Source organism: Pedobacter sp. UC225_61, assembly GCF_044452285.1.
In the GTDB taxonomy this organism is placed as follows: Bacteria; Bacteroidota; Bacteroidia; order Sphingobacteriales; family Sphingobacteriaceae; genus Pedobacter.
This window is the reverse complement of record NZ_JBIOAL010000001.1, coordinates 267,501-290,883: the sequence shown is the minus strand read 5'-3', so window position 1 is coordinate 290,883 and position 23,383 is coordinate 267,501. Positions and strand designations below refer to the sequence as shown.

The 23,383-nt window shown below is 34.3% G+C and carries 20 protein-coding genes; 9 read left to right on the top strand and 11 right to left on the bottom strand.

Translation table 11 applies throughout. From position 1 onward, the window contains the following. Positions 1 to 71 precede the first annotated feature (71 nt). Positions 72 to 1,259, top strand: a complete 1,188-nt coding sequence (locus ACHMWN_RS01425) for a class I SAM-dependent methyltransferase (protein ID WP_397297184.1) — start codon at positions 72 to 74, stop codon at positions 1,257 to 1,259. On the opposite strand, the gene ACHMWN_RS01420 is transcribed toward ACHMWN_RS01425, so the two are convergent. Beyond that, the gene (locus tag ACHMWN_RS01420) at positions 1,260 to 1,415 is read right to left on the bottom strand and encodes a hypothetical protein (RefSeq protein WP_397297182.1); all 156 of its coding nucleotides are present in this window, start codon (positions 1,413 to 1,415) and stop codon (positions 1,260 to 1,262) included. 444 nt (positions 1,416 to 1,859) lie between these two features. Between ACHMWN_RS01420 and dnaK the strand changes: the two genes are divergently transcribed. Then, positions 1,860 to 3,767 carry a molecular chaperone DnaK gene (gene dnaK / locus ACHMWN_RS01415; RefSeq protein ID WP_397297181.1) on the top strand — a complete coding sequence of 636 codons (1,908 nt, stop codon included), beginning with the start codon at positions 1,860 to 1,862 and terminating at the stop codon, positions 3,765 to 3,767. A 267-nt stretch (positions 3,768 to 4,034) separates the two neighbouring features. Here the strand turns inward: dnaK and ACHMWN_RS01410 are convergent, their stop codons facing one another. From ACHMWN_RS01410 to ACHMWN_RS01370, 9 genes are all read right to left on the bottom strand, one after another. Then, entirely contained in the window at positions 4,035 to 4,730 is a 696-nt protein-coding gene (locus ACHMWN_RS01410; RefSeq protein WP_397297179.1) for a TMEM175 family protein, read from the bottom strand. Positions 4,731 to 4,742: 12 nt separating this feature from the next. Continuing rightward, complete coding sequence (locus ACHMWN_RS01405; RefSeq protein ID WP_397297177.1) at positions 4,743 to 5,819, bottom strand: phosphotransferase enzyme family protein; 1,077 nt, start codon at positions 5,817 to 5,819, stop codon at positions 4,743 to 4,745. Next, a complete protein-coding gene (locus ACHMWN_RS01400) occupies positions 5,810 to 6,709 on the bottom strand; it encodes an NDP-sugar synthase (RefSeq protein ID WP_397297175.1) in 900 nt (299 codons plus the stop codon). The genes ACHMWN_RS01405 and ACHMWN_RS01400 overlap by 10 nt, the downstream gene beginning before the upstream one ends. Positions 6,710 to 6,761: 52 nt before the next feature. Continuing rightward, a complete protein-coding gene (locus ACHMWN_RS01395) occupies positions 6,762 to 8,330 on the bottom strand; it encodes a helicase HerA-like domain-containing protein (protein ID WP_397297173.1) in 1,569 nt (522 codons plus the stop codon). A gap of 98 nt (positions 8,331 to 8,428) precedes the next feature. Next, complete coding sequence (locus ACHMWN_RS01390; protein ID WP_397297171.1) at positions 8,429 to 8,875, bottom strand: DUF2059 domain-containing protein; 447 nt, start codon at positions 8,873 to 8,875, stop codon at positions 8,429 to 8,431. A gap of 316 nt (positions 8,876 to 9,191) precedes the next feature. Next, on the bottom strand, positions 9,192 to 10,310 hold the full coding sequence (locus ACHMWN_RS01385; RefSeq protein ID WP_397297169.1) for a M42 family metallopeptidase: 1,119 nt from the start codon (positions 10,308 to 10,310) through the stop codon (positions 9,192 to 9,194). A 96-nt stretch (positions 10,311 to 10,406) separates the two neighbouring features. Next, positions 10,407 to 10,814: a GNAT family N-acetyltransferase gene (locus ACHMWN_RS01380; RefSeq protein WP_397297167.1), complete on the bottom strand. Its 408-nt coding sequence runs from the start codon at positions 10,812 to 10,814 to the stop codon at positions 10,407 to 10,409. Positions 10,815 to 10,819: 5 nt separating this feature from the next. Continuing rightward, complete coding sequence (locus tag ACHMWN_RS01375) at positions 10,820 to 12,361, bottom strand: acyl-CoA carboxylase subunit beta (protein WP_397297165.1); 1,542 nt, start codon at positions 12,359 to 12,361, stop codon at positions 10,820 to 10,822. A gap of 30 nt (positions 12,362 to 12,391) precedes the next feature. Then, a complete protein-coding gene (locus ACHMWN_RS01370) occupies positions 12,392 to 13,627 on the bottom strand; it encodes a porin (RefSeq protein WP_397297163.1) in 1,236 nt (411 codons plus the stop codon). Positions 13,628 to 13,825: 198 nt separating this feature from the next. Between ACHMWN_RS01370 and ACHMWN_RS01365 the strand changes: the two genes are divergently transcribed. The 4 genes from ACHMWN_RS01365 (at position 13,826) to ACHMWN_RS01350 (ending at position 17,258) form a co-directional block, all read left to right on the top strand. Continuing rightward, positions 13,826 to 14,164 (top strand): hypothetical protein, encoded by a 339-nt coding sequence (locus ACHMWN_RS01365; protein ID WP_397297161.1) that lies wholly within the window; start codon positions 13,826 to 13,828, stop codon positions 14,162 to 14,164. An 83-nt stretch (positions 14,165 to 14,247) separates the two neighbouring features. Next, positions 14,248 to 15,855, top strand: a complete 1,608-nt coding sequence (locus tag ACHMWN_RS01360) for a SulP family inorganic anion transporter (protein WP_397297159.1) — start codon at positions 14,248 to 14,250, stop codon at positions 15,853 to 15,855. Positions 15,856 to 15,860: 5 nt separating this feature from the next. Next, entirely contained in the window at positions 15,861 to 16,496 is a 636-nt protein-coding gene (locus ACHMWN_RS01355) for a carbonic anhydrase (protein ID WP_397297157.1), read from the top strand. A 102-nt stretch (positions 16,497 to 16,598) separates the two neighbouring features. Continuing rightward, complete coding sequence (locus tag ACHMWN_RS01350; RefSeq protein WP_397297155.1) at positions 16,599 to 17,258, top strand: carbonic anhydrase; 660 nt, start codon at positions 16,599 to 16,601, stop codon at positions 17,256 to 17,258. 506 nt (positions 17,259 to 17,764) lie between these two features. On the opposite strand, the gene pruA is transcribed toward ACHMWN_RS01350, so the two are convergent. Further along, positions 17,765 to 19,396 carry an L-glutamate gamma-semialdehyde dehydrogenase gene (gene pruA, locus ACHMWN_RS01345; RefSeq protein WP_397297153.1) on the bottom strand — a complete coding sequence of 544 codons (1,632 nt, stop codon included), beginning with the start codon at positions 19,394 to 19,396 and terminating at the stop codon, positions 17,765 to 17,767. A gap of 151 nt (positions 19,397 to 19,547) precedes the next feature. Between pruA and lpxK the strand changes: the two genes are divergently transcribed. The 3 genes from lpxK to ACHMWN_RS01330 are packed head-to-tail and all read left to right on the top strand — an operon-like array spanning position 19,548 to position 23,381. Beyond that, a complete protein-coding gene (lpxK, locus tag ACHMWN_RS01340) occupies positions 19,548 to 20,600 on the top strand; it encodes a tetraacyldisaccharide 4'-kinase (RefSeq protein ID WP_397297151.1) in 1,053 nt (350 codons plus the stop codon). After that, complete coding sequence (locus tag ACHMWN_RS01335) at positions 20,572 to 21,387, top strand: purine-nucleoside phosphorylase (RefSeq protein WP_397297149.1); 816 nt, start codon at positions 20,572 to 20,574, stop codon at positions 21,385 to 21,387. Before lpxK ends, ACHMWN_RS01335 begins: the two co-directional genes overlap by 29 nt. Further along, a complete protein-coding gene (locus tag ACHMWN_RS01330) occupies positions 21,387 to 23,381 on the top strand; it encodes a putative porin (RefSeq protein WP_397297148.1) in 1,995 nt (664 codons plus the stop codon). The genes ACHMWN_RS01335 and ACHMWN_RS01330 overlap by 1 nt, the downstream gene beginning before the upstream one ends. The last annotated feature ends 2 nt before the right edge of the window (positions 23,382 to 23,383 follow it).

Genomic DNA, 23,383 nt, shown 5'->3' with positions numbered 1-23,383 from the left:
TTAATTTTGTCAAATGGAAATGTTACACCTACTATTTTAATAAAATGGATGTAACAAATTAATCTAGAATTATGAGTAACAGCCAAGCATTAGCAAAATTTAGTAGTCTTTTAAGTGAAATTATTGCAAATGGTAGCTTTGTAAAACTATCGCTTGGTAACTATCAGGGTAACGATAAAGAGTTAAAAAATCTGTACGTAAAAAAGGTAAAGATTAAGAAACTTGATATGCTTTCTTTTAATTATCGATATAAAACTAGAGACATTTTTAAAAATTATGCAATTGGGGATGGACTTTACTTAATTGATAATTTATTAAGTAACGATTTCAAGATTTGTACTTTATTTTCTGTCAATAAAGAAGTGATAATAGAGCACGATAAGAAAGGTGTGATAAAGATTAGAGAAAGAGATTTAAATACCACACTACAACCAAATTTAAACCATAATAAAGAGAAAAAACGCATTATCAAACCAGAGGGAAATGCGTATTTGCATGCATTGAAGATTACTGATGTAGAAGGGAATGTGTTTAAAAATGCACAAGATAAATACAAACAGATTAATCAATATATTGAAATACTAAGCTCTTTAATTAAGGAGTTACCACAAGGAACGGTTAGAAATGTGGTTGATATGGGTTCTGGAAAAGGGTATTTAACTTTTGCTTTGTATGATTATCTACATCAACAACTTAACATAAAAACTAAAGTTACTGGAGTAGAATTTCGAGAGGATTTAGTGGCTTTATGTAATGATATTGCCAAGCAATCGAGTTTTGATCAATTAAATTTTGTTCAAGGAACGATTGAAGATTATAACGTAAAAGACATTAATTTATTAATCGCTTTGCATGCTTGTGATACTGCGACTGACGATGCAATTTTTAAGGGAATAAATGCTGGCGCCGAATTAATTGTCGTTGCACCATGTTGTCATAAACAGATTAGAAGAGAAATTGAAAAGCACAAAGTGAAAAATGATGTTTCTTTTTTAACTAAATATGGAATTTTTCTAGAGCGTCAAGCCGAAATGGTTACTGATGGAATAAGAGCTTTGATTTTAGAATACTATGGTTATAAAACTAAAGTATTCGAGTTTATTTCTGATGCACATACTCCAAAAAATGTTTTGGTAGTGGGAGTGAAGAACAAGGATAAAGGAGCAAAGAATAAAGAAGAAATCCTACAGAAAATTAAAGAGACTAAAGCTTATTTCGGAATAGATTATCACCATTTGGAAAGATTGATGAAGATCTAATTAGAATTTGATAAATACTGTATCACTTTTTATTACAATATTCATGGAGTAATTTAACGATCTGCCATTAGTATAATACCCGCCTTTTGCAAAATGATATTTACCATTTTTCTTATAGGTTAATCGATATTCACCATCTATTTTATTTTTTGTCATATTTAAATTTTTAGATTTTCTCTCATAAATAGCTATATCTGGAAAATACAAAGAATCTAAATTTTCTGAGGTGGTAATTTTAACATTTGAAATAACAGAATTTGAGGAATTTAGAATTCTGACTTTTATCGATTTATTTCTAAATGGATCAACGCAGCCTATTAGTAAAATTGTGAGGGAAAGAAATAAAAATAATTTCATATAGAGTAATTTACATTTCGACTTAGGTTTAAGGGATATGTTACGGCTCGATTATATCAGTTGCAGAAGCTAATTCCTTAATCCTGTTGCTTTTTATTATAATTCTGCCAACGTGTCAGCAATTTTTACTAATCTTTTTTACATTTTAACAGTCTTTTGAGCGTTATTTCTGCCAAAACCTAATTGGCACATTGCTTGTTATTAGCTTGTAAACAATAAAATTTACAAGAAATACAAAATAAAATGGGAAAAATAATTGGTATAGACTTAGGAACAACGAACTCTTGCGTTTCTGTAATGGAAGGTAACGAACCTGTAGTTATAGCCAACAGTGAGGGTAAACGTACTACGCCATCTATTGTTGCTTTTGCAGAAAATGGCGAGCGTAAAGTAGGTGAACCTGCTAAACGTCAGGCGATAACTAACCCTACAAAAACAATTTATTCTATTAAACGCTTTATGGGCAGCAGCTATGCTGAGGTTGCTAAAGAAATTGCTAGAGTACCTTATAAAGTAGTTAAAGGTGATAACAACACTCCACGTGTAGAAATTGATGATCGTAAATATACTCCACAAGAGATTTCGGCAATCATTTTACAAAAAATGAAGAAAACTGCTGAAGATTTTTTAGGACAAGAAGTAACAGAAGCGGTTATTACAGTACCTGCTTACTTTAACGATGCTCAACGTCAAGCGACTAAAGAAGCTGGTGAAATTGCTGGTTTAAGTGTAAAACGTATTATTAATGAGCCAACTGCAGCTGCTTTAGCTTATGGTTTAGATAAAGCACACAAAGACATGAAAATTGTTGTGTTTGATTGTGGTGGTGGTACGCATGATGTTTCTGTTTTAGAATTAGGTGATGGCGTTTTTGAAGTGAAATCTACTGATGGTGATACACACTTAGGTGGTGATGACTTTGATCACGTAATTATCGATTGGTTAGCTGCTGAATTTAAAAACGAGAATGGAATGGATTTAAGTCAAGATCCAATGGCGTTACAACGTTTAAAAGAAGCTGCTGAAAAAGCAAAAATTGAATTATCAAGCACAACTTCTACAGAAGTTAACTTACCATATATTACTGCTGATGCTAGTGGACCAAAACACTTAGTTAGAACATTAAGTCGTGCTAAATTTGAGCAATTGGCTGGTGATTTAATTAAACGTACAATTGATCCTTGTAAATCTGCTTTGAAAAACGCTGGTTTAAAAGTTAGTGATATTGACGAAATTATCTTAGTTGGTGGTTCAACTCGTATTCCTGCAATTCAAGATGCAGTTAAATCTTTCTTCGGTAAAGATCCAAGTAAAGGTGTAAACCCTGATGAAGTTGTAGCAATTGGTGCTGCTATTCAAGGTGGTGTTTTAACTGGTGAAGTTAAAGATGTATTGTTATTAGATGTTACTCCACTTTCTTTAGGTATTGAAACTATGGGTGGTGTAATGACAAAATTAATTGAAGCTAATACAACTATCCCTTCTAAAAAAGCAGAAACTTTCTCTACAGCTGCTGATAATCAGCCATCGGTAGAAATCCATATTTTACAAGGTGAGCGTCCAATGGCTGCTCAAAATCGTACAATTGGTCGTTTCATTTTAGATGGAATTCCACCTGCACCTCGTGGTGTGCCTCAAGTAGAAGTTGCTTTTGATATCGATGCTAACGGTATTTTACACGTAAGCGCTAAAGATAAAGCTACAGGTAAAGAGCAAAAAATCCGTATTGAAGCTTCATCTGGTTTAACTGATGAAGAAATCAAAAAAATGAAAGAAGAAGCTGAAGCTAACGCTGAAGCAGATGCTAAAGCAAAAGAAGAAGCAGATAAAATTAACGGTGCTGATGCTTTAATCTTCTCTACAGAGAAACAATTGAAAGAGTTTGGTGATAAATTATCTGCTGATAAAAAAGCACCAATTGAAGCTGGTTTAGAGAAATTAAAAGCAGCTCATTCATCTCGTAACTTTGCAGATATTGATGCAGCTCAAGAAGAATTGCAAAATGCTTGGAACGTAGCTTCAGAAGAAATGTACAAAGCAGGTCAAGATGGTCAACCACAAGATGGAGCACCACAGGCTGATGCTCAACAAGGTGGCGATACGGTTACTGATGTTGATTTTGAAGAAGTAAAAGACGACGAGAAAAAATAGTCAGAAACTCTGGAGACCGAAAGTCCGAAGATAATAAATATAAAAAGCGTTACTGATTAAATTCAGTGACGCTTTTTGTTTTTAAGCTATGTTCATTGCAAGGTATTAGCAATATTAAAGCTATGATTCCCAGAAAATTAATTTATGTGTTTTATGGCAAAATCAGCTAGTAATTCTTTGCGATTTTTTGCTTCGACAAGCTCAGCATGACAAAAAATTCCGCTATTATGGCTTTGTTTTACACATATCTGCTACTAGCAAAATCAATTACTTTTTACGTTTTGTGCTAGGCTTATGCACAAACTCTAATTCTTTCTTTTTCCCAAAATATCTATTCAATATCATGATCGCAGGCCAAATCAACATCGGACTAAATCTGCTCAACATGTTTAAATGGTTTTCTCTAGGTAAGCAAAAATTTAAGATTGCGCCAATTATAAAAATAGAGGGAACAACTAATGTTCTCCAACGAGCCAATTGTCTGACTTTAAGATCTTCAAATCCTTCAGAAACCCGCCCTCTATGTTTTATAATGTAAGATAATAAAGCATAATTTAAAAGACCAGTCGCTGCAACGTTTGCACAATAGAAATAAAATGGCAACGAATAAATAGTTTGCTCACTATAATAAGCCGAACTAAAAGGCATTAATATAATGGTGAAAAGAAAGAAAAAGTTTAGCCAAATAAGTTTATCATCGTAATCCTTAATAAAAGAAAATAAACGGTGATGCGAACGCCAGTAAATAGCAATAACAAAAAAGCTAATGATAAAACCAATAAATAAAGGCACTAATTCCATCAACTGATTTAACATTTGATTAGCATTCATTCCTTCATGAATATGAGGTGGTTTAATCTCTATTATCAGAAGTGTTATTGCAATAGCAAATACAGCATCTGTAAAGAGAATCATTCTTTCAATTTGAAATTCTTTCTTTAATTCGTTATTAATTTGCGACATATGACTAGAAAATTAGGATAAACACTCTTCAATTATATCTTGTAAAATCTTTTCATCCTCAAATAGCTCACTCAAAAGCTTAAACTGATTTTTAGCTCTATCTAAGTTTTGTGTTGGATAGGTAATTGGATAATATATATTTCCACTTAAGAAATCAGTTAAAAAGCGTAAAGCTTGCATATACACAATATATTTGCCCGAAAATAAAATCAATTCCTTTTCTGTTGGCGTTAAGATGGAAGCCATTTCAGATAAATAGCCTTTAACAGTAGCTTCGAAATAAGGTAACCTGATTTCTATTTTGGTAAGATCAGTTTCGTTTTCAGAAAAAGCACAAATATATGTGCGTATCATATCTCCTAAATCGGAGATGAATTTACCTGGCATTAACGTATCTAAATCAATTACACAAACTCCACTGTTTGTAGAAGAACTTAACAATACATTACTAATTTTTGTATCATGGTGCATTACACGATCAGGAAATTCTTTACTGCGCTCATAAGAACGGTAATAATCAATAATAAAATGATGATGTAAAGCAGTTTCGATTACTTCATTTGCAGTAATTTTTAGATTAGTTGCTGCTTGATTTAATGCAAAAGTAAATTGCTCATAACGCCAAGCTAAATCATGAAAACCAGGAATGGTAATACTTAAAATGGAAGTATCAAATTCATTTAAAAGTCTACTTAACTTGCCGAATTGTTTTGCTGCTTCGTAAGCTTGTTTAGTTTCGCTTAAGGTATCAAAAGCAGATGTGTCTTCTACAAATGGAAGTAAACGCCAGTATCCGTTATCATGATGCGCCATTAAATCACCATTTAAAGTGGTAATTGGAGCAGGGAAAAGATAATCTGGATAATGCTCTTTTAAATAATCAGCTACTGCTTTAATGTTGTTTGCAATAGCAAAAGGTTCTTTAAAAACCTCTGTATTGATATTTTGAAGAATATATTTTTTGTTGTCTTTTAAAGATGAAAGCAAATAGGTTTGGTTAATATGTCCTGAACCTATTTGTTGTAAAGATACTGTGTCGGCTGTAAATCCGTAAGCCTCTATTAGTTCTTCAGCAATACTTAGCTCCATAAACTTTCAGGATACATTCCGTCTTTTATCAATTGATCGATGCTATTCTGCACAAAAGGTTTATCTTCTTTATAAGTTACGCCGAACCATTGGTTAGAGGTTGGTACAACTTTAAAAGTTGCAGTATTGCTTTTTACCAAATTCTCTCCAATTAACGGAATAAAGAACTCAGCCTTTGGTTTATCTTTGTTTTCCAATGCAAAAGCTTTAAATAAATCTTCTGTAATTTTAAAAACAGCAGGGGTAAAGCCCCAAAAATTCATAGAAACAGGCGTTTCATACGCTAATGGATATTCTTTCTCATCCTCTTCGTACACAATAGTCCCATCTTTTTGATAAACTTTAGTGCGCTCAACAATCTCTTCTAAATTGCCACCTGCATCAACTTTACAAACGCCACGAGAAACTGCTCCGAAATCTGATAATGTTTTTCCTATCTGATAACCGATAATAGAATAATTGCTGTCTGTAGCTTCGGTGTTTAAAAAATGAACCATTTTCTCGTAAGCATCAAAGCCATAAAAATCATCCGCATTAATAACGCAAAAAGGCTCTTTAACTACATTTCTTCCCGATAGAATGGCATGCGCTGTACCCCAAGGTTTTTCTCTATAAATTTCTTCTTCAATGCCAAATTGCTTTAAATCGAAGTTCTGAAAAACATAGTCAGTTTCAATCTTACCATTCAATTTAGGCTCGAAAATAGCTTTAAAATTATCTACAAATTCTTCTTTAATGATAAATACTACTTTGCCAAAACCTGCTTTAATAGCATCATAAATAGAGTAATCGATAATAGTTTCACCATTAGGTCCAAAACCATCAATTTGTTTCATGCTTCCGTAACGGCTTGCCATCCCAGCCGCCAATATTAATAAAGTAGGTTTCATTTATAGAAAATATTTTTATTAGTAATAGTAGTTTAATTGCGCTAAGATAATACTAAAAGCCAAATAAACCACCGCCTGACCTAGGTTTTTTGCCCGTTAACATTCCAAATAAACCGCGAACAATTTCTTTCCCAATTTGGCGAGTTATGGTAGCACCCATCACTTGTTCCACAATACTTTTTTCTCCGGGTTTAGGTTTGCTTTCAATCTCAATGCGCTTTTGTTCTTCAGCAGCGGCTTTAACTTCATTCTCTTCAGCTAATTTTTTATTAATTCTATCAGTAAGCATTTCAAAAGCACTAACAGGATCAATTGCTGCTTGATATTTAGTAAACAACGGGCTAGCCTGCATCAATTTTTCGCAATCTATAGCTGCCATTGGTCCCATTACTGCCCTTGGTGGTGTAAGCATAGTGGCAGCAACTTCCGTCGGAATACCTTTTTCGTTTAGTACAGTTACTAATGCCTGTCCAGTACCTAATCCAGTAAGTATTTTATCAATCTCGTAAAAATCAGATTTCGGATAGGTGTTTACTGTTTTTTTCAACGCATCAACATCATTTGGTGTAAATGCTCTTAACGCATGTTGCACCCGATTACCCAACTGCGCCAACACACTTTCAGGCACATCCATTGGCGATTGAGTACAAAAGAAAACACCAATTCCTTTAGAGCGAATTAATCTAATAATTGTATTTACCTGCTCTAAAAATGCTTTAGGTGCATCGTTAAAAAGCAAATGTGCTTCATCAAAGAAGAAAACCAATTTAGGTTTATCCAAATCACCAGCCTCAGGCATAGCATGATAAATCTCCGCCAACAAGCTTAACAGGAATGTAGAATACAAAACAGGCTGATTTTGAACATCAGAAATGTTTAATAAACTAATTACTCCCTTGCCGTCTATCCGATTAAAAAGATCCTCAATATCATAAGATGTTTCGCCAAACATACTACCTAAACCTTGCTGTTCTATCGCAACTATTTTTCTTAAAATAGTGCTCGAAGTTGCCGCAGAGATAGATCCATAACTGCTTTTAATTTCGGCTGCGCCTTCCCCTTCAGATAAATAACCTAATAGTTTCTTTAAATCGTTTAAATCTACAATAGGCATTTTAGTGTCATCGGCATATTTAAAAATCACCGCTAATACACCAGTTTGCGTGTCATTTAACTCCAAAATTTTAGCCAGCAAAACAGGTCCAAATTCAGTAACAGTAGCTCTCATCTGAGCACCGAGTTTACCACTTAACGAATATAACTCTATTGGAAATCCACTAGGAGAGAAAGGTTTGTTTAACTGTGTTGCTCTATCCTCTATCTTTGGATTGGTCGTTCCAGGTTGATTTAAACCAGAAAGATCACCCTTTACATCCAACATAAACACGGGCACACCAGCATCAGAAAGCTGTTCAGCCAATAATTGTAAGGTCCTGGTTTTACCTGTTCCAGTTGCTCCTGCAATCAAGCCATGTCGGTTCATCATCCGCAAAGGTAAATTTACCTCTGCTTCACTTAATACTTCACCGTCTAAAATTCCTGCGCCTAAATAGATAGATGAGCTGGTAGGTGCGTACGATGCATTTATTTTCTCAATGTATAAAGATTTTTTATCGCTCATAATGTAAATGTTTTTCAGCGTTTAAATTAAGAAAGAAATAGGAGAAACTGAAGAAAGCAGCTTATCCATCTTAAATACCGAAAGCCCCAAGAGTTATATTAATTATATTTCTCTTTTAGTTTGTCAACTATTTTCTGACCAAGTTTCATACCCCATTGCTGTCCAATTTGCATAGATTCCTGCGTAATAAACGGAGTTTTTTCGGCAAACTTTTTACCTATTGGTGATTCATAAAATGCAATTAGTCCATTGATATCAGCAATAGTTAAGTGCTTTTCATATACAGGAGCTAACATATCTACTAAATCTGTCATGGATGTTTTTACCATCTCTGCACCCATCTCAGTCCAAAATTCTTCAGGTACATTAGATTTTTGAGTTTTAAAAGCAGCTACCATTTGATCGATCACAACTTTGTACGTGTTTTCGGCACCAGATGCAACCATCATTTTTTTTAATGCAGTTTTGTATTCCGTACTAGTTTGACTAAAACATACGCTTGTAGATAGGACGAAAAACGTTAGTAGCGCTAAAATTTTTTTCATGAGTTTTGTTTTAGGGTTAATTAGTTATCTACTTATAAAGCTATTTAATTTTTAATAGGAGTTTAGTATTTCTGAAAAAGAAAGTGAATATTTCATTTCAATCTTGTCCTCGCTTTCCACTCCAACCGATAGCTATCGGAGCAGATTAATGGAAACAGTAGCTTCCAAGTCACAACTGTGACTTGGAAGGTTGAAATTACAATCAGCATGATAAATGTAAAATAAAAAAGGTCTAAGAAGTTAATCGTAGACCTTAATTAAAAATTTTTCACTGCATCACAATTCCAGTTTTCACCGGAATGATGGGGAAGGAGAGTTATTTAAACTCTCTAAAATCTTGATCTGCTTTAATGTTTAGCAAGCTTTCGTAAATTAAGCTAATTACATTATCTACATCTTCTTTATGTACCATTTCTACAGTAGTGTGCATGTAGCGCAATGGCAAGGAAATTAATGCCGAGGGTACACCACCATTTGAATAAGCAAATGCATCTGTATCTGTTCCAGTAGAACGAGAAGAGGCTTGGCGTTGGAATGGAATATCGTTTTTCTCGGCCGTTTTAATTAATAATTTATTAAGGTTAGTTTGTACCGCTGGAGCATAAGAAACTACTGGGCCTTTACCACAGGCTAAATCGCCTTGCGTAATTTTATTAATCATTGGGGTAGTGGTATCATGCGTTACATCAGTTACAATAGCCACATTAGGTTTAATGCGTTGAGCAATCATTTCGGCCCCACGTAAACCAATTTCTTCTTGTACTGAGTTTACAATGTATAAACCAAAAGGAAGTTTTTTCTTGTTCTCTTTTAATAAACGAGCTACTTCGGCAATCATAAAACCACCAGCACGATTATCTAATGCTCTACCTACATAGTAACGATCGTTTAAAATCATAAACTCATCTTCATAGGTAATTACACAGCCCACATGGATACCTAGTTTTTCTACTTCTTCTTTAGAGGTACAACCACAATCTAAAAAGATGTTTTTTAATTCCGGTGCTTGTTCTTTTTCACCATGACGAGTGTGGATTGCTGGCCAACCGAAAACGGCTTTCACTAATCCTTTTTCAGTATGGATATTTACGCGTTTTGATGGTGCAATTTGATGATCTGAACCACCATTACGAATAACATAGATTAAACCATCGGCAGTTATATAATTTACATACCATGAAATTTCATCAGCATGTGCTTCGATAACGACTTTATACGCTGCTTTTGGATTAATTACACCAACTGCTGTACCGTAGTTATCTATAAAATGTTCATCGATGTATGGTTTTAAATAATCTAACCACAATTTTTGTCCTTCCCACTCGTAACCAGTTGGTGCTGGGTTATTAATATATTTCTCGAAAAACTGCAGTGATTTTTTAGTTACTACTGGAACGTGTTTCTTTTTATTTTCTTCTTCTTTTTTCTTTGCCATTGTTTTTTATTTATAACGCCATCCTAAACTTGTCTAGGATCTTTTAATAGATGCTGAACTAAATCAGATAACTATCGGATAAGCATGACGCAAGGTTTAAATGTCTAGTTCCATCATTACAAAATCAAAACCATCTGCTGTATAGGTTTTATCTGTTTCGTGGAAGCCAAATTTAATATAAAATTCCTTTGCATTTACTCTAGCATTGCACCAGAGTTTTGTCAGTTTTTGAATTTTACAAAAATCGATTAGGTATTCCATTAGTTGTTTGCCTAAGCCCCTTCCTTGCAAATCTGGTAAAACTGCGAGTTTACGAAACTGACCCACATTGCCATGTATAAATAATGAAACTACACCTGATAGTTCATAATCTACGTAAATACCAAAGTGTATTCCATCAAAGTCATTTTCTAGTTTTACAAAATCATACGAATGCTCGGGATACATTGCAATATGCCGAATACGCCAAGTTAGTGATGGAAATATTTGTTCGACTACTGCCATTAGTTTTACAAAGGGATGTTTCCGTGTTTTTTACGGGGATTATTAACCACTTTGTTCTCTAACATTTTAAAAGCTTTGATTAATTTAACTCGTGTTTGTGATGGTTCAATCACTTCATCTACAAAACCACGTTCGGCTGCACGGTAAGGGTTAGCGAAAATTTCTGAATACAGCTTTTCTTTTTCTAACCATTTATCTTGAGGATTTTGTGCGGCAGTAATTTCTCGTTTAAAAATGATTTCGGCAGCACCTTTAGCACCCATCACAGCAATTTCTGCTGATGGCCATGCATAATTCATATCTGCACCAATGTGTTTAGAGTTCATGACATCGTATGCGCCACCATAGGCCTTACGGGTAATTACAGTAATGCGAGGCACAGTAGCTTCGCTAAAAGCATATAATAATTTTGCTCCATTATTAATGATGCCATTCCATTCTTGATCTGTTCCAGGTAAGAAACCAGGTACATCTTCAAAAACTAACAATGGAATATTAAAGCTATCGCAAAAGCGGACAAAACGAGCTGCTTTTACTGAAGCATGGTTATCTAAAACTCCTGCTAAATAGGCAGGCTGATTTGCTACAATCCCTAAACTTCTGCCTGCTAAGCGGGCAAAACCTACTACCATATTTTCGGCGTAATCTTTATGCACTTCTAAAAAACTATCGGCATCAGTAACTGTAGAAATGATGTCGCGAACATCATACGGTTGTGAAACATTTTGAGGTAATACCTCATTTAATGTAGGGCGATTTTCATCAGCAATTTCGTATGGTAAACTTGGTGGAAGTTCTTCGCAGTTTTGAGGAACGTAGCTTAATAACTTTTTAACGTGGCTTATAGCGTCAAGCTCGTTTGCACAGGCAAAATGTGTTACGCCAGATTTTGTAGCATGTGTTGTTGCACCACCCAATTCTTCAGAGCTTACTTCTTCATGTGTAACGGTTTTTACCACATTTGGACCTGTTACAAACATGTACGAAGTGTTTTCGACCATTAAAATGAAATCGGTAATAGCTGGAGAATACACAGCACCACCTGCACAAGGACCCATTATTGCAGACAATTGAGGGATGACACCCGAGGCTTGTACATTGCGGTAAAAGATGTCGGCGTAACCGCCTAAAGAAACGACACCTTCTTGAATTCGGGCACCACCACTATCATTTAATCCAATAATAGGAGCGCCGTTTTTCATAGCCATTTCCATTACTTTACAGATTTTCTCTGCATGAGTTTCTGAGAGTGATCCACCAAAAACGGTAAAGTCTTGAGAGAAAACGTAAGTTAACCTACCGTTAATAGTTCCATAGCCTGTAATTACGCCATCACCAAAATACTTTTCTTGCTCCATCCCAAAATCAGTGCTGCGGTGTGTAACTAGCATTCCAATTTCTTCGAAAGAACCTTCATCTAGTAGAAAATGAATACGTTCACGAGCAGTTAATTTTCCTTTTTTGTGTTGACTATCTATACGAGTTTGTCCGCCACCAAGGTGTGCACTTTTTATTTTATCTTGAAGGATTTCAATTTTGTTTTTCATCTCAAAGTATCAATTTTTTAAAAATAAACATTACCAACGATATTGCAAACGTGTTGTAAATACATCATCTTTTAAATCTGCTTGATAAGCTGTTAACATAGTACCATGATTAACTACACGCTCATTATATACCGTGAATTTTAATCTTGCGTTTACGGCACATGTAATTCCATAGCCAAAAGTGCTGTATTTAATGTCGCCACCCGTGGTATTGTTTCCAGCAAAGCCGATTACATTTTCTTTAACCTTGGTGTTAGGGTCATAAACATCATAAGCTAACAACGCTGTAAATCTACTTTTTGCAATTTGCTGCGTAAGCCAAAAATAATATCCGTTAAACTTACGGAGATATAAATTGGTTAAAGGCTGTGTTGCAAAACTCTGACTAGCATAAGGACCAGCAAGGCTAGTTGAATTGGCAACACCAGGTTGTGTGCCTTGTACATATTCTGTTTTGAAAGTTGTGGCGCCAAAAGAGTTATCGTATTGCAGTTGCAAGTTAGCACCGTAATACTCACGGTTTAAATTTTTATTTATGTTTTCTGGTTTTACATTGGCAACAAAACCACTGCTATTTGAAGTAAAATAAGTATCTGTATTGCTACGAACGGTTCCTTTATATAACGATGCACCAAAACCTATATGCAATTTATTACTGGCCAAACTATCGAACTTAAAATTTAAGCTGCCTATAATATCTTTTCTAGAATCATAGTCTCTAGCCGAAAGTCCGCTACCATTCACAATAGCAATATCTGCCGTTAAAAACTTGGCAATTTTTTTAGAATTAAACGTAAGCATAGCGCCTAAATCTCTTTCTCTTGGCATTAACGTTTGGAATACTCTTGCTCGTTCTGGAAAATCTCTGTAACCAGATGAGTATACAATCGAATACCCAAAAGGGCGATTGAATAAGCCAGCAGTTAATGTTAATTCTGGTATTTCTGGGGTATGCAGTTGAATAAAAGCATCCATTAAATTCACGCCATTTTGCGTAGCGTCTATTTGAAAAACAATATTGGAGTATTTGTCAACCCTATCAATTTTTAACCTACCTCTACGTATGATGAAACGGCTATCACTGTTAGTAGAAAAGTCTCCGCCAGAAAAAGAAGTAATTCCAGCAGATTGTGCTTTTTGATATTGTGTTTGTAGATAGCCAGTTATTTTGATGTCGTGCAAATCGTAAGATGATGGTGCATTATTACTTTGCGCTAACGTTAAAAACGGATAAAAGAGGAGTAAAGAAAGTAGAGTTTTTCTCATGAAAATCAACGTTGTTTTGAGGCGGTTAAATTACGGTTAATCCACTGTTTTTCTGCACAGATTTAAAACTTTTAAGCATGGTTACTATTTCATCCAATTTAAAAACCTAGTATTAAATTACATTTTAATTACTATTTTATTTGATGATTTGCATGTTTTGGAGCTATTTTTGGAGAAATCTGGAAAATTAACTGATTTATGTTTTTAAGAAAATACCGTGTACTTATTGTGCTAGCCTTTATGGGCATCTTTACATCAAAGATGGTAATTTCTGGAGCACCTGTATTTTTCGCTCACTTTGATAAATACTTTATGAATGCTGTAATTATGCAGCTGGAAGCAGAAAATCATGGCGATGATGCAGGAAAAGCGAATGTTAAATTCGCTGATCATAAGTTAATGTTTCAACGCTACGATTTAACATATGTGCCAGTTTTAATAGATTATGGTGTAACTAATAGTTTTATTGAACATTCTCGGCGATACGTAGATCCTTATCACCCTTCAGTTCCAACACCGCCTCCTAACTTTTCTTAGTTTTATTTTCATCGGTTTTATATGCAAATATTTTTTGCATGGCGATGACGTGTATTAAAATTATTAAAATTTAATAGGTTTTTATGGAAAATAGAAATTCGACCTCCTCTAGGTTCGAAGTAAAAAAATATATCTTAAAAAAGAATTTAAAGAAAGATTTGCCTTCAAGTGTGGTTGTCTTTTTAGTAGCATTACCGCTCTGTTTAGGTATTGCATTAGCCTCAGGCGCACCCTTATTTGCGGGTTTAATTGCTGGTATAGTTGGTGGTGTTGTTGTTGGTTTGTTAAGTGGGTCTCAATTAAGTGTTAGTGGTCCGGCGGCAGGTTTAACTGCTATTGTATTAGGTGCAATTGCTAGTTTAGGTAATTACCAGACATTTCTGCTTGCGTTGGTTTTGGCAGGAGTTTTTCAATTGGTGCTCGGTCTTATTAAGGCCGGCACCATTGGAAATTATTTCCCTTCAAGTGTGATCACAGGAATGTTGGCCGGAATTGGATTATTGCTTATCCGTAAGCAACTTTCTCATGCCGTTGGATATGACAAGGATTATTTTCTAGACGAAAGCATAAGCCAGAAAGGAGCGGAAAATGCAATGTCAGCAATTGAAAATGCCCTAAATGCAATAAGTTTAACTGCAACTGTAATTAGTGTGGTATCTATACTTATTCTTATTTATTGGCCAAAAATCAAAAAACTTAATGTTATTCCTGCACCATTTGTAGTAGTTGCATTAGGTATAACTACTGCACTTCTTTCTAAGAACTCAAATTATGCGCTAGCTCAAGATCATATGGTTAACATACCTATATTTAATGGCTGGACAGAATTTAAAGGTTTGTTTACTAGTCCAGATTTTGCAGCAATTGGCCGATTGGATGTTTGGATAGTCGCTGCTACAATAGCTGTTGTAGCAAGTTTAGAAACTTTATTAGGAATAGAAGCGGTAGATAAAATGGATCCTATTAAACGTGTAACGCCAACCAATCGAGAGCTTATCGCTCAAGGTTTGGGGAATATTACCAGTGGTATGTTGGGTGGATTGCCAATGACATCTGTAATTGTAAGAAGTTCTGCAAACGTTAATGCAGGTGCAAGAACTAAAATGTCGGCCGTGTTTCACGGATTGATGTTGCTTTTATCACTTATTTTAATTCCTGGTATTATAAATATGATTCCTTTAGCCTGCTTAGCAGCAATTTTATTATTTACAGGTTATAAATTGACACGTATTTCTTTGTTTAAGGATATGTATCAAAAAGGATGGGATCAATTTATTCCGTTTTTAGTTACAGTTTTAGCTGTAGTTTTAACCGACTTATTAAAAGGAGTTGCTATCGGTATGGCTTTTTCAATTTTCTATTTATTGCGTACAAATATGCGTAATCCTTTCTTCTATAAAGTGCAAGAAGAAGGTAATAAAAAGAATATTAGAATTAAATTAGCAGAAGAAGTTTCATTTTTAAATAAAGCGGCAATTCAAGTATTATTAACAGGAATTCCTAAAGAAACCAATGTAATTATTGATGGTTCTAATGCACGATACATAGATCCCGATGTTTTAGAAACGATATTTAATTACAAGCATAATGCCTATACTAAAGGCATTATCGTAACTTTAGAGCACATTAAAAGTCATTATGTTGTGCCTAAATTAACTAACAAAATTGTAGAAGAAATTAATAATAACTAAGAATAATGAAGGCACATACTTTAGAAACACAAGCAACAATTACCCCAGAAAGAGCATTTGAAATACTAAAGGAAGGTAATGATAGATTTGTACAAAATTTAAAAGCCAATCGTGATTTACTTGCTCAAGTAAATGATACAAGAGCAGGACAATGGCCATTTGCAGTAATATTGAGCTGCATTGATAGTCGTACTTCTGCTGAATTAATTTTTGACCAAGGACTAGGAGATATTTTTAGCGTTAGAATTGCGGGAAATTTTGCAAACCAAGACATTTTGGGTTCAATGGAGTTTGGTTGTAATGTTGCAGGTTCAAAATTAATTGTAGTTTTAGGACACTCCAAATGTGGTGCTTTAAAAGGTGGCTTAGACGCTGCTGCGATCCAACAAACAGGGATGGAGAATCTTAGCCATTTAGTAGGTCATTTTACTCCAATTATTGATGAAATTATTAATGAGGGAGAAGAACGTTCTTCTAAAAATGATGATTTGTTGGAAAGATTGAACGTACATAATGTAAAACAAACAATTACTGATATCCGTAACCAAAGTGCCACTTTAAACCAAATGGAAAAAGATGGAAAGATAAAAATAGTTGGTGCTAATTATAATGTAGAAACTGGTGTTGTAAGCTGGTTATAGTATTTAAAACATACAAAAACAACAAAGCCTTCATGATATTTTGAAGGCTTTGTTGTTTATTTGTGTGGTTGCTGTTAAAAATTAGAGTTTAATAATTAAAATATGTGTGCAAAAACGATAGAAACAAAAGATATAACATACGATAGCCTTTTACAAGGCAATTCTGACTGGGTTGAGGATATGATAAAAACTGATCCAACTTACTTCGATAAATTATCTGCTGGACAAAATCCTCCAGTTTTATGGATAGGCTGTTCTGATAGTAGGGTTCCTGCAAATCAAATTACAAATACATTACCTGGTGATATTTTTGTACACAGAAATATAGCTAACGTTGTAGTACATACTGATATGAATATGTTAAGTGTGCTCGATTATTCGGTTAATGTGTTAAAAGTAAAACATGTAATTGTTTGCGGTCATTATGGTTGTGGCGGTGTTAATGCCGCTTTAGGGAACAAACAAGTAGGTATTATCGATAATTGGTTAAGAAATATTAGAGATGTTTATCGTATGCATGAAAGAGAAATGTCTACCATAAAAGATCCAGAACAAAGATCTAATAGAATGGTAGAATTAAATGCTATTGAAGGTGCAGCCAACGTGATGAACACATCAATCGTTCAAAATGCTTGGGCAAATGGTCAAGAACTTTCAATTCATGCATGGGTTTATAGTTTAAAAACTGGTAGAATTAAAGATTTGAAAGTAAGCAGTCACAGTCTAGATGATGTTTCGCCAGCTTTTAAAGTAGGCCTTTAAGTAAACGAGTTGAAATAGAAAATCCCAAGCTTAGGCTTGGGATTTTTTTTTAAGATATTGAACTTCTCCTACTATAAAACCTGCTATTTATGTGTTTATGCAGAGCCCATATATTGGTATATTCATTTGAGTTTTAGTTAATATTCACTTAGGAGTAGTTATCTTTTTCATTTAGTTTCCTAGTTGGTCAATCCGCATCTAGTCCGCATCTAGTCCGCGTAAAGTCCGCATTAGATGCGGACTTGCTTTGGATTTGATATGCTTTGGCATATAGGCATGCACGGTCAAGAAGTAGTTTGTATTTAGTATCCTATTGCTCACTATTAAATTCTTAATTGACTTTCAATACATGCAATTTTTATTCATTAATTAATGAAGAGAATACTAAAACATGTTATAGAATAATTAAAGAAATAAATAGGTAATTGGAGATGATTGTTCTAAAACCTTTAGACATTAAAAAGCCGTTCTGATTTATCAGAACGGCTTTTATTTTTAAGACCTAGTTACTCCGCTAAAAATGGGTAACGGTAATCCTTAGGTGGATCAAATGTTTCCTTAATTGTTCTTGGAGAAACCCAACGTAATAAATTAATCATCGAACCTGCTTTATCATTTGTACCGCTTCCTCTTGCACCACCAAACGGCTGTTGACCAACAACTGCTCCAGTACATTTATCATTGATGTAGAAATTACCAGCAGCGTTACGTAAACGATGTGTAGCTTTCTCTAATGCGTATCTATCTTGACCAATTACAGCTCCAGTTAAGGCATAAATAGAAGTGCTGTCGATAATATCTAAAGTTTTATCAAAGTCTTTATCATCGTACACAAATACGGTTAAAACAGGGCCGAATAATTCTTCGCACATGGTAGTGTATTTCGGATCATCAACCACTAAAACAGTTGGCTCAATGAAATAACCTTTGCTGTTATCGTAATTTCCGCCGGCAATAATTTCTACACCTTTATCTTTTTTAGCCGCATCAATATATTTTGCTAAACTATTAAACGATTTCTCGTCAATCACCGCATTAATGAAATTGCTGAAATCTTCTGTTCCGCCCATTTTGAAAGTAGCCAAATCGCGAAGCATAAATTTCTTAACTTCTGGCCAAATACTTTTAGCAATGTAAACTCTACTTGCAGCAGAACATTTTTGTCCTTGATATTCGAAAGCACCACGAATAATTGCTGTGCTAGAAACTTCTGCATCTGCAGAGCCATGAACTAGAATAAAATCTTTTCCGCCTGTTTCACCAACAATTCTTGGATAGGTTTTAAATTTATGAATGTTATTACCAATCGTTTTCCAAATATCTTGAAACACACCAGTAGAACCTGTAAAGTGAATTCCTGCAAAATCTGGGTGAGAGAAAATTACATCACCAGCATCTGGACCCGAAACGTATACTAAGTTAATAACGCCATCAGGTAATCCAGCTTCGCGAAAAATTTGCATTAACACATTAGCTGCAAAAATTTGCGTATTTGCTGGTTTCCAAACAACCACATTACCCATCATGGCAGCAGAAGTAGGTAAGTTTCCAGCAATTGCTGTAAAGTTAAAAGGAGTTAAAGCAAATACAAATCCCTCTAACGGGCGTTGCTCTAGTCTATTCCAGCTACCACGAGGTGAAACTGGAGGTTGTTGTTTGTAAATTTGAGACATGTATTCTACGTTGAAGCGTAAAAAGTCAATCAATTCACAAGCCGAATCAATTTCTGCTTGATATGCATTTTTGCTTTGCCCCAACATGGTTGCAGCGTTTAATTTATAGCGGTAAGGACCAGCAATTAAATCTGCCGCTTTTAAGAAGATAGCAGCTCTATGTTCCCAAGCTAAGTTTTCCCAATCTGCTTTTGCAGCTAAGGCAGCATCAATTGCCATGGTTACATGGTTCTTATTTCCTTTGCTATAATTAGCCAAAACATGTTGATGATCGTGAGGAGGAGTAATCTTTCCTTTTTGTTCGGTATAAACTTCTTCTCCACCAATATACATTGGAATATCAATCACTTTTGAGCGACTATCAGCCAATGCTTCTTTTAATAATTCGCGTTCTTTGCTGCCTGGTGCATAACCCAAAATGGTCTCGTTAACAGGTGCTGGTACGTTAAAAAATCCTTTAAGCATAAATTAAATTCTTGTTTATACAAAGATAGGTTTTTTGGCTAAAGCCTATGTGTGTTGCATGTCAAAAATATTAACCGGAAATAGACCGATTTTGCATAAACTTAAAGACTTGCTGTTGTTTTTTAAATTATCCCTATTTTTGAGGTCGAACATGATAAATTACGTACGCCTTTTACTTTTTCCATTTGCTATACTATATGGTTTTGTGATTCTGTTAAGGAATAAACTATACGATTGGGGCATTTTCAAATCTTATGAATTTGATTTGCCAGTAATTTGTATTGGTAATTTAGTAGTTGGCGGATCTGGTAAAACTCCTACAACAGAATATATAGTTAGGCTATTGGCCGATTATAAAATTGCGATTTTAAGTAGGGGTTACGGTAGAGAAACGAAAGGCTTTTTACTGGCGGATAAAAATTCTACTGCAAAAATAATAGGTGATGAACCAATGCAGTACTTTCAGAAATTTCCAACTATTACCGTAGCAGTTTGTGAAGACAGGGTGAAAGGAATTAATGTTTTGAAAGACACTCACGATGTGATTTTATTGGATGATGCATACCAACATAGAGAGGTAAAAGCAGGGTTTAATATTTTGCTTTTTGAATTTGATAAATTAATGAAGATGCAATTCCTTCTTCCAATGGGGAATTTAAGAGAACCTTTACGTAATTACGATAGGGCAAATGCGGTGCTAATTACCAAAAGTCCAAACCCTGTAAATATGGTTGATCAGGTTGAGGTGAGACGAAAAATTGATACCAGTCTAGATCTACGAATTTCATTTTCGTCCATAAAATATGGAGAGTTGACACATTTATTTACGAAAGAAATTAAACATGATATTATTTCTTTTGAGATTTTTTTATTGACAGGAATTGCAAATCCAAAACCATTATTAACATATCTAAATCAGTTTTCGCAGTATATTCATTCGTTTGAATACCCAGATCATCATGATTTTAGTCAACGAAATATTAACGAGCTTATTAAGGCATTTAATGAACATCCTGCCAAAGAAAAAATTATAATTACAACAGAAAAGGATAGTCAACGTTTATTAGGTGATAATTTAAAAGATTTACTGTTAAATTTGCCAATATACTATCTTCCAATTGAAATAGAATTGGCCCCAAAAGATAAATTTACCTTTGATAAAAATATACTAGATTATGTTGCAAGTACTAAAAGAATCAGTTGAATACCTAAAAAATAAAATAGGGGAATTTGAGCCCGAAATAGGAATTGTTTTAGGTACAGGTCTTGGTGGCTTAGTAAAAGATATTGAGGTGGTTCACAGTATTATGTACGCTAGTATTCCTAATTTTCCCATCTCTACTTTGGAATTTCACTCTGGAAAGTTAATTTTTGGAACCTTAAAAGGGAAAAAAGTAGTTGCCATGCAAGGCAGATTACATTATTACGAAGGCTATTCGATGCAGCAAATTACTTTTCCAATTCGGGTGTTAAAAGCATTGGGTATTCAGCATTTGTTTGTTTCAAATGCTGCCGGTTCTTTAAACAAAGACTTTAAAAAAGGCGATTTAATGATTATTAATGATCATATTAACTTGCAACCAGAAAGTCCACTTCGTGGAATTAATGATTCTGATTTAGGTCCTCGTTTTCCAGATATGAGCCAGCCATATAACCGTAAGTTAATTGCACAAGGATTAAAAATTGCGGCAGAAGAAAAAATTACCTGCCATCAAGGAGTTTATGTTGCAGTAACTGGACCAAACTTAGAAACTAAAGCAGAATACAAGTATTTACGCATAATTGGCGGTGACGCAGTAGGAATGAGCACAGTACCTGAAGTAATTGTAGCAAACCATATGGGCTTACCTGTTTTTGCAATTTCTGTTTTAACTGACGAAGGGTTTCCAGAAGAGTTGTTGCCTTTTAGTCTAGAAGAAATTTTAGAAACTGCGGCACAAGCAGAACCAAAAATGACACGCATTCTTAGTCAGCTAATCTCTAATTTATAATGCAGAAAACTAGCATATCCATTCTTTTTTGCTGCTTCATTTTATGTTGTACAAATGTATTTGCACAGGATTTAAAGACAAAGGTTACAAATAACAAAGAGTTAGATTCTTTACGAAAGAAAGAAGAAGGGGGCACTGATTCGGTGGTTTTTAGCTCCAAATACATTAGATACACTACGCATAGGCTTACTAAAGATAGTATCCAGACATTACCAATAGATACTGGTTTAACGGGCATACAAAACTTTAGCGTATTGGCTCAACCTCGTCGTCCAACAGTTGGTACTGGGGTTATGGGTTTAGCAGCAAGATCTTTACTGTTCGAACCTGCAAAAACCATAGGATTTGATGCAGGTTTTCATGCCTTAGATATTTACATCTTAAATCACGAAGACGTTAAATTTTATCAAGCTCGCACACCTTTTACCAGTTTATATTATGTAAATGGATCTGATAAAGAGCAAGTCTTAAAGCTTACACACTCACAAAATATCAAAAGAAACTGGAATTTTGGAGCTAACTTTAATAGAATTGGGGCAAATGGGTTTTATACTCATCAACGTGGAGATGATTTAAATGCTGCAATTTTTACCTGGTATCAATCGCCTAATAAGCGTTATAATTTATGGCTAGATGGTGTGTTTAATACTTTAAAAGCACAAGAAAATGGCTCTATTGTTAAAGAAAATATCTTTACGGAAAATAGTACAGCATTGGTAGATAAACAAGCAGAATCGGTTCGCTTAAATTCTGCTAAACAACTTTGGCGTAAAAATTCATTTATGTTAAAACAAAGTTATTTTGTTGGCCGTATAGATAGTACGGGTAAAAGTACCACACAAAATATTTTACCAACAAATAAAATAACATACACATTAACGTATACCAATAGCTCTTATTCTTTTAAAAAGGATGAGATTGATGCTTACAAAGTTTTACCTAAAGGTTTAGCAGATACGGTTTTCACGAATGACTCTACTAATGTGAAACATATTCAAAATGAATTTATTTATAGTTTCTTTTTAAGGGCTAAAGGGAATTCTCTTATTAAAAATGAGCTGAAAATTGATGTTGGTATCCGTCATGATTTTTACAATTATGCTCAATCCAGTATTCGAAGAGATAAAACCAACTTTTCTGAAAATACAAATACATTCCAAAACATTAGTTTATTAGGTAATTTGGGCTATCGCTTTAGCAACAGAGTGGATTTCAACTTAGACGTACAACAAATTTTTCAAGGAGAAAATACAGGCGATTTTTTATACGAGGCTAAAAGTAACTTGTTGTTAAGTAAAACTGCTGGACGCATTGTTTTAGGTGCTTATTTGCAAAATAAATCTCCTGAAGAAATTTATAACAGGTATGATGGCAATCACTATAGTTGGGATAAAGATTTCGATCGGACTAAAACTGCAAACCTATCTTTCAATTATATAAACGAACGGTTTAATATAGATGCTTCTGCCTCTTATTATTTAGTTTCCAATTATCTGTATTTTATAAAAAGCGGAACAAATAGTATTGAGCCTACTCAAGAAACTGGTGATATTAACATGCTTAAATTGAGTTTAGGTAAACGGTTTACGTATAAAACCTATCATTTAGATGCGTATGTGGTGTATCAAAAAACGGATAGCAAAAACACATTAAGAACGCCAGATGTGTATACATTTAATAGTATTTATAAAGAGCAAACCTTTTTCAAAAGACTTAAAACACAAATCGGTTTCGATATTAGATACAATACACCTTTTCTAGCTTCCTCATATTCTCCAGCTGCAAGTCAATTTTATAACGGAGATAATATCACTTTTGGCTCTAAGCCAGTTGTGGATGTTTGGATAAAAGCGGGTTTACGTAGAGCTAATCTATTCCTTAAATACGATTATGTAAATCAAGGATTATTTAGCAATGGTTTTTATACTGTAAATCGTTATCCAATGCCAGATCGATTATTGAAATTTGGTGTAAGCTGGAATTTCTACGATTAGTT